11 protein-coding genes, 14 tRNA genes, 2 rRNA genes and 2 pseudogenes are annotated in these 15,639 nt (G+C 46.5%); 21 read left to right on the forward strand and 8 right to left on the reverse strand.

Going from position 1 to position 15,639, the window contains the following annotated elements; genetic code table 11:
* Positions 1–308 precede the first annotated feature (308 nt).
* The 17 genes from ACYCSE_RS14170 (at position 309) to ACYCSE_RS14250 (ending at position 5,768) form a co-directional block, all read left to right on the forward strand.
* Positions 309–3,232, forward strand: a 23S ribosomal RNA gene (locus tag ACYCSE_RS14170).
* Between the two features lie 152 nt (positions 3,233–3,384).
* Positions 3,385–3,501, forward strand: a 5S ribosomal RNA gene (gene rrf, locus ACYCSE_RS14175).
* A gap of 70 nt (positions 3,502–3,571) precedes the next feature.
* A tRNA-Ala gene (locus tag ACYCSE_RS14180) sits at positions 3,572–3,647 on the forward strand.
* Between the two features lie 4 nt (positions 3,648–3,651).
* Positions 3,652–3,727: transfer RNA gene (locus ACYCSE_RS14185), tRNA-Asn, on the forward strand.
* Positions 3,728–3,730: 3 nt separating this feature from the next.
* Positions 3,731–3,822, forward strand: a tRNA-Ser gene (locus tag ACYCSE_RS14190).
* Between the two features lie 17 nt (positions 3,823–3,839).
* Positions 3,840–3,911: transfer RNA gene (locus ACYCSE_RS14195), tRNA-Glu, on the forward strand.
* Between the two features lie 9 nt (positions 3,912–3,920).
* A tRNA-Val gene (locus tag ACYCSE_RS14200) sits at positions 3,921–3,996 on the forward strand.
* A 26-nt stretch (positions 3,997–4,022) separates the two neighbouring features.
* Positions 4,023–4,096, forward strand: a tRNA-Met gene (locus tag ACYCSE_RS14205).
* 27 nt (positions 4,097–4,123) lie between these two features.
* Positions 4,124–4,200, forward strand: a tRNA-Asp gene (locus ACYCSE_RS14210).
* Positions 4,201–4,213: 13 nt separating this feature from the next.
* Positions 4,214–4,289: transfer RNA gene (locus ACYCSE_RS14215), tRNA-Thr, on the forward strand.
* 4 nt (positions 4,290–4,293) lie between these two features.
* Positions 4,294–4,379: transfer RNA gene (locus ACYCSE_RS14220), tRNA-Tyr, on the forward strand.
* Between the two features lie 7 nt (positions 4,380–4,386).
* Positions 4,387–4,462, forward strand: a tRNA-Lys gene (locus ACYCSE_RS14225).
* 11 nt (positions 4,463–4,473) lie between these two features.
* Positions 4,474–4,554: transfer RNA gene (locus ACYCSE_RS14230), tRNA-Leu, on the forward strand.
* A gap of 10 nt (positions 4,555–4,564) precedes the next feature.
* A tRNA-Gly gene (locus ACYCSE_RS14235) sits at positions 4,565–4,639 on the forward strand.
* Between the two features lie 7 nt (positions 4,640–4,646).
* Positions 4,647–4,723: transfer RNA gene (locus ACYCSE_RS14240), tRNA-Arg, on the forward strand.
* A gap of 12 nt (positions 4,724–4,735) precedes the next feature.
* Positions 4,736–4,815, forward strand: a tRNA-Leu gene (locus ACYCSE_RS14245).
* A 746-nt stretch (positions 4,816–5,561) separates the two neighbouring features.
* Positions 5,562–5,768, forward strand: a complete 207-nt coding sequence (locus ACYCSE_RS14250; protein WP_459698451.1) for a hypothetical protein — start codon at positions 5,562–5,564, stop codon at positions 5,766–5,768.
* A gap of 253 nt (positions 5,769–6,021) precedes the next feature.
* Here ACYCSE_RS14250 and ACYCSE_RS14255 read toward each other — a convergent pair whose 3' ends face one another.
* The 3 genes and pseudogenes from ACYCSE_RS14255 to ACYCSE_RS14265 form a co-directional block, all read right to left on the reverse strand.
* Positions 6,022–6,198 carry a hypothetical protein gene (locus ACYCSE_RS14255; protein WP_196765492.1) on the reverse strand — a complete coding sequence of 59 codons (177 nt, stop codon included), beginning with the start codon at positions 6,196–6,198 and terminating at the stop codon, positions 6,022–6,024.
* 290 nt (positions 6,199–6,488) lie between these two features.
* A pseudogene (locus tag ACYCSE_RS14260) lies at positions 6,489–6,721 on the reverse strand (IS110 family transposase); the annotation flags it as partial.
* Positions 6,722–6,910: 189 nt separating this feature from the next.
* A complete protein-coding gene (locus ACYCSE_RS14265; protein ID WP_459698452.1) occupies positions 6,911–7,219 on the reverse strand; it encodes a hypothetical protein in 309 nt (102 codons plus the stop codon).
* Between the two features lie 433 nt (positions 7,220–7,652).
* On the opposite strand from ACYCSE_RS14265, the gene ACYCSE_RS14270 reads away from it, so the two are divergent.
* Positions 7,653–8,117: a phage tail protein gene (locus tag ACYCSE_RS14270; RefSeq protein ID WP_342419581.1), complete on the forward strand. Its 465-nt coding sequence runs from the start codon at positions 7,653–7,655 to the stop codon at positions 8,115–8,117.
* Positions 8,118–8,570: 453 nt separating this feature from the next.
* On the opposite strand, the gene ACYCSE_RS14275 is transcribed toward ACYCSE_RS14270, so the two are convergent.
* Both ACYCSE_RS14275 and ACYCSE_RS14280 read right to left on the reverse strand, forming a co-directional pair.
* On the reverse strand, positions 8,571–9,428 hold the full coding sequence (locus ACYCSE_RS14275; RefSeq protein WP_459702521.1) for an SDR family oxidoreductase: 858 nt from the start codon (positions 9,426–9,428) through the stop codon (positions 8,571–8,573).
* 27 nt (positions 9,429–9,455) lie between these two features.
* Positions 9,456–9,905: pseudogene (locus ACYCSE_RS14280) on the reverse strand (SDR family NAD(P)-dependent oxidoreductase); the annotation flags it as partial.
* Positions 9,906–10,039: 134 nt separating this feature from the next.
* Here ACYCSE_RS14280 and ACYCSE_RS14285 point away from each other — a divergent pair.
* Both ACYCSE_RS14285 and ACYCSE_RS14290 read left to right on the forward strand, forming a co-directional pair.
* Positions 10,040–10,696, forward strand: a complete 657-nt coding sequence (locus ACYCSE_RS14285) for a TetR/AcrR family transcriptional regulator (protein WP_342434893.1) — start codon at positions 10,040–10,042, stop codon at positions 10,694–10,696.
* Between the two features lie 486 nt (positions 10,697–11,182).
* Positions 11,183–12,355 carry a collagen-like protein gene (locus tag ACYCSE_RS14290; protein WP_459702522.1) on the forward strand — a complete coding sequence of 391 codons (1,173 nt, stop codon included), beginning with the start codon at positions 11,183–11,185 and terminating at the stop codon, positions 12,353–12,355.
* A gap of 367 nt (positions 12,356–12,722) precedes the next feature.
* On the opposite strand, the gene ACYCSE_RS14295 is transcribed toward ACYCSE_RS14290, so the two are convergent.
* The gene (locus ACYCSE_RS14295) at positions 12,723–13,139 is read right to left on the reverse strand and encodes a MerR family transcriptional regulator (RefSeq protein WP_459698453.1); all 417 of its coding nucleotides are present in this window, start codon (positions 13,137–13,139) and stop codon (positions 12,723–12,725) included.
* The gene (locus ACYCSE_RS14300; RefSeq protein ID WP_459698454.1) at positions 13,093–13,914 is read right to left on the reverse strand and encodes an SDR family oxidoreductase; all 822 of its coding nucleotides are present in this window, start codon (positions 13,912–13,914) and stop codon (positions 13,093–13,095) included. Before ACYCSE_RS14300 ends, ACYCSE_RS14295 begins: the two co-directional genes overlap by 47 nt.
* 190 nt (positions 13,915–14,104) lie before the next feature.
* On the opposite strand from ACYCSE_RS14300, the gene ACYCSE_RS14305 reads away from it, so the two are divergent.
* The gene (locus ACYCSE_RS14305; RefSeq protein WP_459698455.1) at positions 14,105–14,269 is read left to right on the forward strand and encodes a hypothetical protein; all 165 of its coding nucleotides are present in this window, start codon (positions 14,105–14,107) and stop codon (positions 14,267–14,269) included.
* A 98-nt stretch (positions 14,270–14,367) separates the two neighbouring features.
* Here ACYCSE_RS14305 and ACYCSE_RS14310 read toward each other — a convergent pair whose 3' ends face one another.
* On the reverse strand, positions 14,368–15,219 hold the full coding sequence (locus tag ACYCSE_RS14310; RefSeq protein ID WP_459698456.1) for an aldo/keto reductase: 852 nt from the start codon (positions 15,217–15,219) through the stop codon (positions 14,368–14,370).
* Between the last annotated feature and the right edge of the window lie 420 nt (positions 15,220–15,639).

Raw genomic sequence — 15,639 nt, forward strand, 5'->3', positions numbered from 1 at the left:
AATATCCTTAACTTACTCACTCGTTGCTCAGTTTTGAGAGTTCAAACTCTCACATCGGATTTCCAAAATATACTTGTATTCAAGTGTTGAGGAATTTGATATGATGTTTTTCCGGGGTTAAAGCCGGAGAGAATATTGCACCTTGAAAACTGGATACCGAAACGAAATTGCGTTTTAGAATATTCCTTTAAGCTGATCTTGTGTAAACAAGTGAAATAAAGGTAGCAGGTAAGGAAAGATCTTTTGCCTTTGGCAAAAATCATTCTTTATCGAACATCGACATTTTCTTTTTTTGAAAGAAAAGTCTAGGTTAAGCTACAAAGAGCACACGGAGGATGCCTAGGCGCCAGGAGCCGACGAAGGACGTGGCGAACAACGATAAAGCCTCGGGGAGCTGTAAGCAAGCTTTGATCCGGGGATGTCCGAATGGGGAAACCCGGCTGTCTTCATCGACAGTCACTTTCTGCTGAATACATAGGCAGAATAGAGGCAGACCAGGGGAACTGAAACATCTAAGTACCCTGAGGAAGAGAAAACAATAGTGATTCCGTCAGTAGCGGCGAGCGAACGCGGATTAGCCCAAACCAAGGAGCTTGCTCCTTGGGGTTGTGGGACGTCTCACGTGGAGTTACAAAGGAACCGGTTAGATGAAGAGGTCTGGAAAGGCCCGCCAGAGAAGGTAAAAGCCCTGTAGTTCAAAACTTGTTCCCTCCGAGACGGATCCCGAGTAGTGCGGGGCACGTGAAACCCCGTATGAATCCGGCAGGACCATCTGCCAAGGCTAAATACTCCCTGGCGACCGATAGTGAAGCAGTACCGTGAGGGAAAGGTGAAAAGCACCCCGGAAGGGGAGTGAAATAGATCCTGAAACCGTGTGCTTACAAGAAGTCAGAGCCCGATCTATGGGTGATGGCGTGCCTTTTGTAGAATGAACCGGCGAGTTACGTTCCCGTGCAAGGTTAAGGTGAAGAGCTGAAGCCGCAGCGAAAGCGAGTCTGAATAGGGCGAATGAGTACGTGGACGTAGACCCGAAACCGGGTGATCTACCCCTGTCCAGGGTGAAGGTGCGGTAACACGCACTGGAGGCCCGAACCCACGCATGTTGAAAAATGCGGGGATGAGGTGGGGGTAGCGGAGAAATTCCAATCGAACCCGGAGATAGCTGGTTCTCCCCGAAATAGCTTTAGGGCTAGCCTCGGAAATAGAATCGTGGAGGTAGAGCACTGATTGGGTGCGGGGCCCGCAAGGGTTACCAAGCTCAGTCAAACTCCGAATGCCATAGATTTAGTTCCGGGAGTCAGACAGTGAGTGCTAAGATCCATTGTCGAAAGGGAAACAGCCCAGACCATCAGCTAAGGTCCCCAAGTGTGTGTTAAGTGGGAAAGGATGTGGAGTTGCACAGACAACCAGGATGTTGGCTTAGAAGCAGCCACCATTGAAAGAGTGCGTAATAGCTCACTGGTCGAGTGACTCTGCGCCGAAAATGTAACGGGGCTAAACACACCACCGAAGCTATGGCTTGATGCTTGCATCAGGGGTAGGGGAGCGTTGAATGCGGGTTGAAGGTGTACCGTAAGGAGCGCTGGACTGCATTCAAGTGAGAATGCCGGTATGAGTAACGAAAAGATCTGTGAGAATCAGATCCGCCGAAAGCCTAAGGGTTCCTGAGGAAGGTTCGTCCGCTCAGGGTAAGTCGGGACCTAAGGCGAGGCCGATAGGCGTAGTCGAAGGACAACAGGTCGAAATTCCTGTACCACCGTAATCCGTTATGAGCGATGGGGTGACGCAGTAGGGTAGTGACGCGGACTGATGGATGTCCGTCTAAGCAGTGAGGCTGGTGTGTAGGCAAATCCGCACATCGTAAGGCTGGGCTGTGATGGGGAGCGAAAATTATAGTAGCGAAGGTCATGATCTCAGACTGCCAAGAAAAGCCTCTAGCCAGGAGAAGGTGCCCGTACCGCAAACCGACACAGGTAGGCGAGAAGAGAATTCTAAGGCGCGCGGAAGAACTCTCGTTAAGGAACTCGGCAAAATGACCCCGTAACTTCGGGAGAAGGGGTGCCTCGGTAGGGTGAATAGCCCGAGGGGGCCGCAGTGAAAAGGCCCAAGCGACTGTTTAGCAAAAACACAGGTCTGTGCGAAGCCGCAAGGCGAAGTATACGGGCTGACGCCTGCCCGGTGCTGGAAGGTTAAGGGGAGTGGTAAGCCTTCGGGCGAAGCTATGAACCGAAGCCCCAGTAAACGGCGGCCGTAACTATAACGGTCCTAAGGTAGCGAAATTCCTTGTCAGGTAAATTCTGACCCGCACGAATGGCGTAACGACTTGGGCGCTGTCTCAACGAGAGATCCGGTGAAATTTTAATACCTGTGAAGATGCAGGTTACCCGCGACAAGACGGAAAGACCCCATGGAGCTTTACTGCAGCTTGATATTGAATTTGGGTACGATCTGTACAGGATAGGTGGGAGCCGTTGAATCTTGAGCGCCAGCTTGAGAGGAGGCATCCTTGGGATACCACCCTGATCGTATCTAGGTTCTAACTTGGTACCGTAAACCGGTGCGAGGACAGTGTCAGGTGGGCAGTTTGACTGGGGCGGTCGCCTCCTAAAGAGTAACGGAGGCGCCCCAAGGTTCCCTCAGAATGGTTGGAAATCATTCGAAGAGTGCAAAGGCAGAAGGGAGCTTGACTGCGAGACCTACAAGTCGAGCAGGGACGAAAGTCGGGCTTAGTGATCCGGTGGTACCGCATGGAAGGGCCATCGCTCAACGGATAAAAGCTACCCTGGGGATAACAGGCTTATCTCCCCCAAGAGTCCACATCGACGGGGAGGTTTGGCACCTCGATGTCGGCTCATCGCATCCTGGGGCTGAAGTAGGTCCCAAGGGTTGGGCTGTTCGCCCATTAAAGCGGTACGCGAGCTGGGTTCAGAACGTCGTGAGACAGTTCGGTCCCTATCTGTCGTGGGCGTAGGAAATTTGAGAGGAGCTGTCCTTAGTACGAGAGGACCGGGATGGACGTACCGCTGGTGTACCAGTTGTTCCGCCAGGAGCACCGCTGGGTAGCTATGTACGGAAGGGATAAGCGCTGAAAGCATCTAAGCGTGAAGCCCCCCTCAAGATGAGATTTCCCAGTATGTAAGACCCCTTGAAGACGACGAGGTAGATAGGTTGGGGGTGGAAGTGCAGTAATGCATGGAGCTGACCAATACTAATCGGTCGAGGGCTTATCCTAAAAAATAAAACGCAAATGAGTTTCGGATCCAGTTTTCAGGGTGTGACCTTGAAGGTATGTAGAAATACATACAACAAGCGCATGGCTATTCATTCACACGATAAGTGATGAACTGAATAACCGTACGGTAGAATTTACGATGTAAATTCATGTTTGGTGGCGATAGCGGAGGGGTTCCACACGTACCCATCCCGAACACGACCGTTAAGCCCTCCAGCGCCGATGGTACTTGGACCGCAGGGTCCTGGGAGAGTAGGACGTCGCCAAGCAACCCCATAATGGGGATTTTTTTTCGCCTATTAGGCTATTGATTATACATACAAAATTGATTTTTTAGATGGGGCTATAGCTCAGCTGGGAGAGCGCCTGCCTTGCACGCAGGAGGTCAGGGGTTCGATCCCCCTTGGCTCCACCAATATTCCCTGATAGCTCAGTTGGTAGAGCACTCGACTGTTAATCGAGTTGTCACAGGTTCGAGTCCTGTTCGGGGAGCCATATGGAGAGGTGTCCGAGTTGGCCGAAGGAGCACGATTGGAAATCGTGTAGGCGCCAAAAGCGTCTCGAGGGTTCGAATCCCTCTCTCTCCGCCATAATTATTTTATTGTATGGCCCGTTGGTCAAGGGGTTAAGACACCTCCCTTTCACGGAGGTAACAGGGGTTCGAATCCCCTACGGGTCATAGTAATTCGGAGGCTTAGCTCAGCTGGGAGAGCATCTGCCTTACAAGCAGAGGGTCGGGGGTTCGAGCCCCTCAGCCTCCACCATTTGAAAAGTAAATATTTATTACTGTCGCGGGGTGGAGCAGTTCGGTAGCTCGTCGGGCTCATAACCCGAAGGTCGCAGGTTCAAATCCTGCCTCCGCAATTACTTTCAACTAAGAGAGTTGCCTCTGGAACCGTGGTGTAGAGGCCCAACATGCCTGCCTGTCACGCAGGAGATCGCGGGTTCGAATCCCGTCGGTTCCGCCATTTAACTTAATATGCCGGTGTAGCTCAACTGGTAGAGCAACTGACTTGTAATCAGTAGGTTGGGGGTTCAAGTCCTCTCGCCGGCACCATTTTGGAGGATTAGCGAAGTGGCCAAACGCATCAGACTGTAAATCTGCTCCCTTACGGGTTCGGTGGTTCGAATCCATCATCCTCCACCAGTTTTACGAGCCATTAGCTCAGTTGGTAGAGCACCTGACTTTTAATCAGGGTGTCGAAGGTTCGAGTCCTTCATGGCTCACCATTGTATTACATGCGCGTGTGGCGGAATTGGCAGACGCACTAGACTTAGGATCTAGCGTCTTTGACGTGGGGGTTCAAGTCCCTCCACGCGCATCTTGTTTTTGCGGACGTGGCTCAGCGGTAGAGCATCGCCTTGCCAAGGCGAGGGTCGCGGGTTCGATTCCCGTCGTCCGCTCCATTTATTAGTCCCCTTAGCTCAGCTGGATAGAGCGTTTGACTACGAATCAAAAGGTCGGGAGTTCGAATCTCTCAGGGGACGCCATTAACTTCATAAGCCGGTGTGGCGGAATTGGCAGACGCGCGCGACTCAAAATCGTGAGGGAAACCGTGGAGGTTCGAGTCCTCTCACCGGCATCTATTTCGGGATGTAGCTCAATGGTAAAACTCAGCCTTCCAAGCTGGTAGCGTGGGTCCGATTCCCATTACCCGCTTTATATAAATGAAAAAGGAGAGATGGCTTATTTTTATGCCATCTCTCCTTTTTTACTTTTAAACAATTCCTATCGACATGACAACCAGTAGAAACCTCAAGGCAATCTCCTCCGTTCCTTTGCGTTATTAACATACACAGGCAACTTCCAGAATTTTTATTTTCTGATCTTCTTCATATACTTAAGTTTCAGCTCGTAGTTCAGTTCTTGAAGGCAATATCAGCATGCAGACAGAAATTGCCCCCGCAACCTAACTCTGGTATCGGCGAGAGAAGCAACCGCTCCAGATCCAGAGTTTCAATCTGCTTAACTATCGGTTAATGGGCTTTGAGCGAAGCGCTGACCGGAGTCTTCTTCGTCTGAGAAGCAACTGGACATGGTGACCATGGATATCACGATGCCAGATATGACAGGTGCACACGAAGCTTTCTATGGATAGGGCGTACAACTAACGAGGAACGATAGTTAAATAACACACAATGTTGAGCAGGCGCTTCAAGTCTGCTCTTTTTATTAAACTAAAGGGCAGGATAGTTATAAATATGTTAAAATAAGGGCGAATAAAATCAGAGGTGAGCTAATGTTCAATCCGAAGATCTTCTTCTATTAGTTGTGTCTAAGGTCATGGCTTCAAATGCCAAAATCTAACCCGGCACAACGGGGATGAAGATGTTTACACGGGAAGAGATTCAATTCTGGGAAGATGAGAAACAGCGTAGTCTGGAGATCAATAATAAGCCCAAAGATCCAAGAAAAGAGAAGCTTAAGGATTTCCGTAAAGGAATCAAGAGTGTTCATTACAACAAAGAATGTAAAATAGCAAGAAAAGATGATTATCGTCTGTATAGAACAAAAAATGAAACGACTGATGCATAGTGAAGAATACGAGCTCCTACACAGTTACAAACGAACGAGTGGTTGGATTACTTGGTAAATGAGGTAGCCTTTGAATGAACTCATCCTATTGTTGAAGTGAGTAGCAGTAGGGCAGTTCATGAGGGGCTGCTTTTTTTTCATTGAGCTAACGGGCAGTTTAGTTGAACAAGATAAGTGGAGGTTTTATGTCGCATTTGACGCAAACTGTGAAGGAGGAAGCTGGGAAAATGATAGCTAAGTGTAAAGTGTTGAGTTAACTATCCAGCTTGTTTGTTGATGTCTTTAATGTTTGTGCAGCCTCATCGAGATAGATATCTAAATAAGTACCATCAGTAAATTTAATAACCACAGCATTAGTAGTGATGGCGACATCTTCAATCGTCCTACCTTTAAGTTTTTCAGGTATAACTTTGAAATTAGTCGATTCCACATTCATCAAATCCTTTCATTGATTACACATCTTAGTAATCGGTAATAAGTATATAAAACCTATATTAGTCTAACACTTCTCATTATAAAAGTAAAAGATGAATGATAGAAATACTGAACAGTACGAAGATATTGTGTAATAAAAGAAAGCGTGCTTATTCAACTAACGAGGAACGTTAGTTAAATAAAGAACAGCGGTAGTCTAGGACTTTCTCCTTTTTCAGTCCAAGGCTGCCGCTATTACTATATTCAATTCAGTCTAATACTATATTTTTATCAGACACCGGCTTTCAGAACGGCATCAGAGGTGGGGAACTCCAATAAGGTTTTCAACGACACCGCAGAATGAAGATCTCCGATAAACACCCTTGTATTCAGGAGACATCTGATCCAATGCGGCTTGGAACTGCAGTTTAATTTGAATATATAGACCGGTAAACGCGTCATGCTGTCGCGATAAGTTTCGGAGATTCAAGCAACTGAACGCCCCTTGTTTTATAATGATCAAAGTCTTCTTTGTAGAAATAGAATCATCTTCGGTTGATTACTCCTAGGGTAAAAGTTATGAACGGTTGACCTTGGCTTCAAAACGCTTTTCCAGCTCGTCCCAGTTGGGTGTAGGGACCCGGGACCGTTCCTTCCAAAGGTGAAACACGCGGCTCAAAGCTACGATTTCCCCTACGAATCCGTCAACCAGCCGGCGGATCGGCATCCTATGATAAATTTTTATAAAAAGGCGCATCAACGCCGGTCGTTTGCGGATTAGTGAAGCTTGCGCGGCCGGCGTTAGCGGATATTGTAAGGCCTCTAACCACGCGAAAGCCTTCGTCCATAGCCGCGATCATCTGCCGCAACAACTTGTCGTCGCCGGCGTTTTTTTTCATTTGGCGCTCGTGTATAACCGTTACAAAGTTTAGCGCAATTACAGGCACGATATAATTCTTGAACCGTGCCTCTATATTTTCATGATAGATAGGTATCGTACTTATTTGGTTTACATATGCGGGTACGCCCCCTTCCATGCAGAGGGTCTTTCCCAAACAAACATAGACTAACGGCCACCATCATGAATGCAAATGTCTTGGCTTGTGAATCTGAACCTCCTTAATGGAGTACAGGGCACAGGCCGAGAGTTTTTTGTTAGGACATACTCTGAGTCCTTAATTTCCCGACCTAGAGGAACTATAGGCAGCATTGTATTATCTCGCTGGTCGAATATTTAAAGCGGTGTTTGTGAATACCAGTCTATGTGAACACTATTTAACAAACTAACAAATTCGCCATTGAAAATCTTCTCTTGAACCAATTTTGGTATACTATGTGGTAGATAAGAGAATTGAGAATTATTTTGAAGTCTGGCTATAAGTGTGTTTCTACAACAACTTGAAAAATAAAATCGATTTTGGTGAAATGCGGAAGCTGTTAGGGCGTAAAGAGAGAAGAGGAGGAATGGAAATGTCGTATCTCGTTGATTTTAAAGATGTATCTACGGTTGGTTTAGAGTCTTCACCTGTAGCAGAAGCGCTTGCTGGTTTACGTGCCAATGAAGCCCGTTATTTTATGAACAAATACAAGCATGAGTTTACGGTTGTACCAGCTAGCGAAAGCCAGGAGAGCCTTGAATATGTGAACCGAATTTTGAGAGAAGAACGTGATATTGCGTTTGCGGCTAAACCTTTAGAAACGTCGCGTTTTCAAGTGGAAAATATCCAATTTACCTACGTTTTTTATGAGGATGGTCTTGCAATCAACGTCATGTATACGGTGGATGACCCTAAGAAGCGGGCCGTTGGTTTTAAGCTTTCTGAGGGGATGGAGGTACCAAAGGAGCTAGAAGGGAAGTTTAAGTTTGCTAGGCAGAAGTCTAAACTAGCTGGAACAATTCGGGGTTCGTTTTTTGTAATTAAAGGACAATATTAAAGTAAGCAAAAGCGCAAATGGAGGAATCCAGCCCCTTATTCTCTTTGCAAAAAAGTGAAATTAAAGAAAGGGCTATCCCGCAAAAGGATGGCCCTTTTTGAAAGAATGATGAAAAGCTACCGCTTATCGTATGATTACAAACAGGAAGATCGTGGGTAGTCTCTAATAAGGAGACTATTTTTTTGAAAACTTGCCCCTTCAGCCAACGCGGTGAACCATACCATAAGTGAAGATGAAAAATTTCCTTGTGGGAAGTGACCTAACAATACGATTAGCCAGAATAGTTTGCTGCAAATGAAGATAACAACATTTAGTGTGGTATGCACTCGTGTTGATCTTGTTTTAATATCCAAACTTCTATTTCATACATGTTGTTGTTAGTCCATGTCTTGCTTCGCTTTTCTCAAGTGCTTTATTAAGCGGCCCATGATCGATTCTCGATCTCGTCTCCAATCAGTTGTTGAAGTAGTGAGACTGTTCGAGGTCGTGGATCAGTGCAGGTTGCACAGGCCGCCATCCCAGAAGTTCCTGAGTTGCAACGCTTGATCTCGGGATATCGAGCGCTGCAAGTGTGCTGAGGAATTCGAAGTGGGTGTCGGCTTCTTCACGTGAAATGCTGACTACAGGCACGTTCAGGTGTTTACCGATAACACTTGCGATGTCGCGAAATGGCACGCCTTCATCTGCGACCCCATTTAGTCGTGAACCTGCAGGTGCCTTTTCTAACGCAAGGCGGTATAGATGTGCGGCGTCAAGGCGGTGCACAGCCGGCCAGCGGTTGGTCCCCTCTTCTACATAGGCTGAGAAGCCCTTCGTTTTGGCAATGTTGATCAGTCTCGGCACAAATCCTGTGTCACCCTCACCGTGTACCGAAGGACAAAGCTCTACGATCGCTGTCCGCACTCCGCGCTCAGCCAGCAATAACATTACGTTTTCTGCTGCCACTCCATTGGCGTGCGTGGTGATCACGAACGGCTTCCCGGACCCTTCCAGCGCCGCCCCTATCGCTTCGACGGCGTGCAGATCTGCTGTGAGCGCCCTGGCGAAGTTCGAGAAGTCGTGATTGAATGCCAGATGAATAATGCCATCCGCAGCAGCCGCGCCACTACGAAGGCTGTCGAGATCGTCAATGTCACCGCGGTGCACTTCGGCCCCGGCCTCTTTTAGTTTCGCAGCGCTATTGTCTGAGCGCACAAGACCGACGACCTGATGACCCGCATCAATGAGTTCACGGACGACAGCGGAACCGATGTAACGATGTGAGTTTTCCGGAATGGAATTCCAGCTAAGGGAGCCGCCGGTGCTGCCCATGTTGACGATGCGTGCTGCCGAAGCCTCACGTAAAAGTGGCAACATGGCCTGGGTGACTGCAATGACACCAAAAACATTAGTTTCATAAACCGAACGAATGTCTTCGAGCGAAGCAACGGTCAAAAGACCGCTCGTCGCGCCACTGCTCGGAAACGGATCGTCCGGTTTACCTGCGTGTGATATGGCCGCATTGTTCACAAGTACATCGAGACGACCAAATTCGTTCCGAATACACTCTGCTGCAGCAACAATGGAGTCCTGATCGGTAACGTCGAGCTGGAGAGCGTGCGCATCCGAACCGATGATTTTGGAGGCAGTTTCTCCATTCTCGAGGCTGCGTGATCCAACGAGCACGGTGAAGCCGTGTTCCGCTAGATCCTTCGCAATCTGTAAACCTATTCCTTTATTGGCACCGGTGATCAAGGCTACGGGTTTGTCCTGCATGGTCGCAATCTCCTTTTTGGTATGGGGCACCATCTATATATTTCCCGTTGGATGTGGGATAATGATATTAAATCACACAAAAACGAAACTGTAAAGTTCCGGAACTAACGAGTTTCTTAATATATATTTTAAAAGGAGCTAAGTTTATGAGTAAAATAAAAAGGGAAATGTCTGAGAGGGGCGAATTATCTGAGGTTGTGGCAGAAAAGCCTGCGCAAACATTGGGACGCAAGAGAGATCACACGCGGGATGATAAAATCCTTGAGGCGGCAATCGCCATCCTCGCGGATACGAGTTTCGATGGTATGACAATGGACATGGTCGCGGCTCGAGCAAAGGCTGGGAAGGCGACGGTTTACCGCCGCTGGTCTTCCAAGGCGGAGTTAGTCCGAGACGCCTTGGCATGGATGAATCGAAATCATCTTGAGCTCGAAAGCTTGCCTGATACAGGAACCTTGCGCGAAGATCTCCTCGTGCTTTTGAAGCCGCAATCGATCGCGGAAGAAGAACGCAAATTTCGAGTCCTAGCGGGCCTAGGCTCCTTTTTGCAGCATCCGGAATTTGCCGAAGCAGGAACAGCCGGGATTTTCGAGCCATGGGTTGTTGTAAACCGCGAGCTTATGAACCGAGCCGTCGTCCGCGGTGAAATTCCTGCTCACGCGGACATTGAGATGGCTTGCCAGGTCATTACTTCAATGGCTTCTTTTCGTGGACTCATCCAGCGCAAACCGTTCGACAAGTCTTTCTTCACAGCGCTAATCGATGGTATTCTACTGCCTGCACTCAAAAACCCGCGAACAGCACCAAATATCATGGACCGATGATGCCAGGCGCTTACCAGAAGAATCTACAAGGTGGATCAAGATGTGAGCAGGATTGGTTTCAGGATAGTGAGCCTAGGAGAAAAATATTACGGAGTGAACGCTTTGTTGTATTATCACAGAAATGATTCAATTAACGGGAACGATACTTGAATTTAGAACAGGGAGCACATTGCCACTGTGAGGTACAAAAAAAGAACCAAATGTGATTTTGGTTGACGCAGTGAAGGACTATTTAAATTATGTAATTATACTGAAAGAGTGGTGTGGTTTGTGGTATAACATCACCCTACTTAACACCCAATATTCTAAAAATGGATTTTAGTCTAGCGAATAACCGGCTATTCGTCCATGCCTAAAATAAACAACTCGCGTACACTGAACCATATTTATAGGGAGGTGTCGTTGTTGAGTTGTCCGGATAAAAAAAAACGCGGAAAAAGAAAACCACAATTGTTTGCCATCCAAAAGAAAAGAAAAAAGAAACTGTTGAGTTTTCTGGATAAAAAAAAATCGTGCAAAAAGAAAACCGCAATTGTTTGCCATCCAAAAGGAAAAAAAAAGAAACGACGTCTTCTAGTTATTAAAAAAATAGTGCGGGTACCGTGTCCCCCACCTAAAGGTCAGCAATTACTTCAAGGACTTGCGGGAGCAATTGCAGAAGCTGGACCTCAAGGACTTGCAGGAGCACTTGGCCCCCAAGGATTGGCAGGGATTGCAGGAGCGATAGGCGCACTTGGTCCCGAAGGACTTGCAGGAGCACTTGGCCCCCAAGGATTGGCAGGGCTCGCAGGAGCGATAGGCGCACTTGGTCCCGAAGGACTTGCAGGAGCACTTGGCCCCCAAGGATTGGCAGGGCTTGCAGGAGCGATAGGCGCACTTGGCCCCGAGGGACTTGCAGGAGCACTTGGGGCGCTTGGCCCCCAAGGACTTGCAGGAGCACTTGGTCCCCAAGGACTTGCAGGGATTGCAGGAGCGATAGGCGCACTTGGCCCCGAAGGACTTGCAGGAGCACTTGGCCCACAGGGACTTGCAGGGATTGCAGGAGCAATTGGTGCAGCTGGATTGGCAGGACCAACAGGAGCAGCAGGACCAGCAGGACCAGCAGGACCAGCAGGAGCAGTGGGACCAGCAGGACCAGCAGGAGCAGTAGGACCAGCAGGACCGGTAGGACCAGCGGGACCAGTAGGAGCAGCAGGAGCAACAGGTCCAGCGGGACCAGCAGGGCCGGCAGGTGGAGTATTAGGCTTTGCAGATTTCTTTGCCTTGATGCCTCCTGATAATGCAGCAACTGTTGCTCCCGACACGGACGTAAGTTTTCCGCAAGATGGTCCAATCAGTGGGACTGCAATTACCCGTATAAATGCGAGCTCTTTTAACTTGGCTACAATTGGCACTTATCAGGTTTTGTTTCAGGTAGGTGTAAACGAACCGGGTCAACTCATTTTAACACTCAACGGCGCTGATCTGGCTTATACGGTGGTCGGGCGTGCAACAGGTACTTCTCAAATAGTAGGAATGGCTCTTGTGCAAACAACGGTCATTAATTCAGTACTCACAGTGCGAAACCCTGCTGGCAATGCGGCGGCACTCACGATCACTCCATTAGCTGGAGGAACAAGACCAGTTTCCGCGCACCTTGTTATTACGCAGGTTGCATAGAGGGAAAGAAATGCAGTATTTTTCGATAATAATGCCAATATCAACGATAGTTCAATAAACACGAGGAGACGGCAGACGATAAAGTGGCTGTCGTTTTCTCAAATAACGGGCAGGTTAGTTGAATAATCTCATCCACTATTCTTAAGATGGGTATTAAAGATAGTGGCATGTGGTATCCTGATAAGGGCATGGTTAGCTAACAGGAACGACAACTCAATAAGAAGTAAGGTAATCCTCCTCCGAAGCTTTCCCGTGAGTAACTTATTCCTATAGAATGTTCGGACTGCGAATTTAAAAACCGAAAACCTAACCGAGCTCTTTGTCCGGTTGGGTTTATTTTTTTCTTCAAAATGATTGAATATTTCCTTCAGAACTTCTCACTATACTTTTCAAGCTTGTGTTCAATCATAGATAAATAGGTCATGAATTGGTTAACTTGGTTCAAAACCCGCTCCTGTTGTCGATTCAGAAGATCGACACGTTTTGGGATAGTTCCTTCACCTTGGAGGGTTAATTGTGCAAAGCTCTTCATTTCATCAATGGTCATGCCCGTGTCCCGGAGACAGCAGGTGAACTCAAGCCATTCCATGTCCTCCTCGTCAAAGACTCTATTGCCGAATTCGTTTCGTTTTATAGGGGGGAGAATCCCCTCCTTTTCATAATATCGTAAGGTATGAATAGACAGACCGGTTTCTTCTGCAACCTTGCCAATCGAGTAATTAATAAGAACCTCCCCTTTAACAAAGAACTTGGCTGCGTACGTACGCTTTAAACTCCTCGTCATTTAATTGTTCGCGAAGCTTCAATATTTCCTCAGCATCTTGGCCAACGGGATACCTAAATTGATCACTTACGTCTGTTACCGCTCTAAAAATGGTTTGAGCGACTATCTCTGCTGTGGCCTGCAGATGAGCATTTTTCTGGGTGAATTTCTCAAACCCCTCATTGAAAGATTCGGAGAAATCATTATAGTCTGACAGCGATTCATCGTGCAATCTTTCGGTGGAGCTGTACCACGGAGTATTCACAATGCCCGGTTCAATTAATTTAACCTGAATATTCTGGGAAGCCAGTTCATAAGACAACGATTCGGAGAAGCCCTCTACGGCAAACTTAGTTGCATGGTATAAAGAGGTTAAAGGGAATGTAATTCTTCCGCCTTGAGAAGAAATGTTTACGATCATGCCTCTCTGATTTGCTCTAAAATGCGGTAATAGGGCTTGCGTCACACGCATTAACCCAAAAACATTTACGTCAAACTGATTGCGAATTTGTTTTTCGGTAGCTGCTTCAAAAATCCCCAATGCTCCATAGCCTGCATTGTTTATAAGTACGTCTATTTGCCCGAAGCGTTCTACGGCTTCACTTATAGCACTATGGATGGTTTCTGGCTGCTGGACGTCCATACGAGTCACAAGAACATTATTATACTTAAGAAGTTCTGTTTCTTTTTCCGGGGATCGCATGGTTGCTCCGACGTTCCATCCTTGTTCGGCGAAATACACGGCTGTCGTTTTCCCTAACCCTGTAGATGCACCTGTAATAAATATTGTTTTCATTCATAAATCCCCCTAATCATAAGTTGTTTTTCATTCTAATGTCTAGAGTTTACTCTATGTCAACAAAGATGTTTTGAAAGGGAGTCAACCATAAAAAACGGATCGGCAAAAAGCAATTTCGTACGATTGGCAGAACGGTATGATGAACACTTGAGCTTTGAAATAGTCCTTGCTTGAAGGTGGTGGTGCTATGGATAATTCTCAATTGGACAAAACAAAGGAAAGCGCGCTGTTGAAAAAAAAGAAAGATCTGATGAATGAAATACGTCAGACAACAGATATTTTTAAAGCATTAGCTGATCGTGTAAGGCAGGAAAATAAATACATTGATACCGTAAACGAAAAAGAGGAGTAGATTTACTTAGGGCATCTACTCCATGCTTTTAACGTTAATGTTAAATTGTTGGTTCTTTTGGCGTAATCAAAACCTACGGGTGATCTTTTGAAAGATGGTTAGATATCGAGTTTACGGGTACCGATCCATTTCACCATGTCAGGATCGCGATGTGAAAAGAACAGGCTCTGTTTCGTATCTAACGTAGTAATCGACTCCATATCCTCCTGGCTTAACTCAAAGTCAAAGATATTGAAGTTTTCGGTAATTCTTTCTTTACGAACAGACTTTGGAATCACAACAACTTCTCTTTGTGTCAACCAGCGTAAAACCACCTGAGCAACGGATTTATTATACTTTTCAGCTATAGATACCAATATTTCATTCTGAAACAAGTTATTTTTCCCTTCAGCAAAAGGCGCCCAGGATTCGATCTGAACATTATTCTCTTTCATGAATTTTGCATTTTCAATTTGCTGGTTGAATGGGTGCGTTTCAACCTGATTCACGGCAGGAACTACTTCATTATGAATAATCAAATCGATCAGGCGATCCTCATGGAAGTTACTAACTCCGATTGCACGGACCTTTCCTTCACGGTACAATTCCTCGATAGCGCGCCAAGAACCAAACACATCTCCATATGGCTGGTGAATTAAATACAAATCCAAATAATCCAATTGCAATCTATCCAGTGATTTTTCAAATGCCTTTTTTGTACGCGCATAACCCGTATCCTGAACCCAAAGTTTCGTAGTGATAAATAACTCCTCTCTTGTCACGCCACTACGTTTGATCGCTCTGCCAACTGCTTTTTCATTTAAATAAGAGGCAGCGGTATCTATCAGCCGATAGCCTGTCATAATAGCGTCATAAACGCTTTGTTCACATTCATTTGCATCTTGGATCTGATAAACACCAAAACCGAGTATAGGCATCTCAACCCCATTGTTCAAAGTTACTTTTTGCATATAAAATCCTCCAGTATTTTTAATTATTATGTGTAAATCAACTACAATTCATATTCATAACAGACACCCACTTCACATCTTTATTATGCACCAGATGACAAAGCGATCGTTATCCCGTTCGTGCCAAATGTTTGCCTAATCCTCTCACTACCACCTATTTAACAGATAAATATGGACAATAATCGAACTTTAAAGAATGACGGCACGGGGAGGATCAAATGTCTGAAAATAATCACTAAGCAGCAAATACCCCATACCCTATCCCAAAAATTCTTTACATACGCAGACTACAAATTCTACCTTAGGAGCGAATCTATTAAATAAATACCTTCGCATCTGGAAAACCCAACGTAATGATTCCCCACTACAGCAACTCAAAATAAATTTCTCAGTTTCACGGTGTCCGTTTGTATAATCTGA

It is taken from the genome of Paenibacillus sp. SEL1 (genome assembly GCF_054602535.1).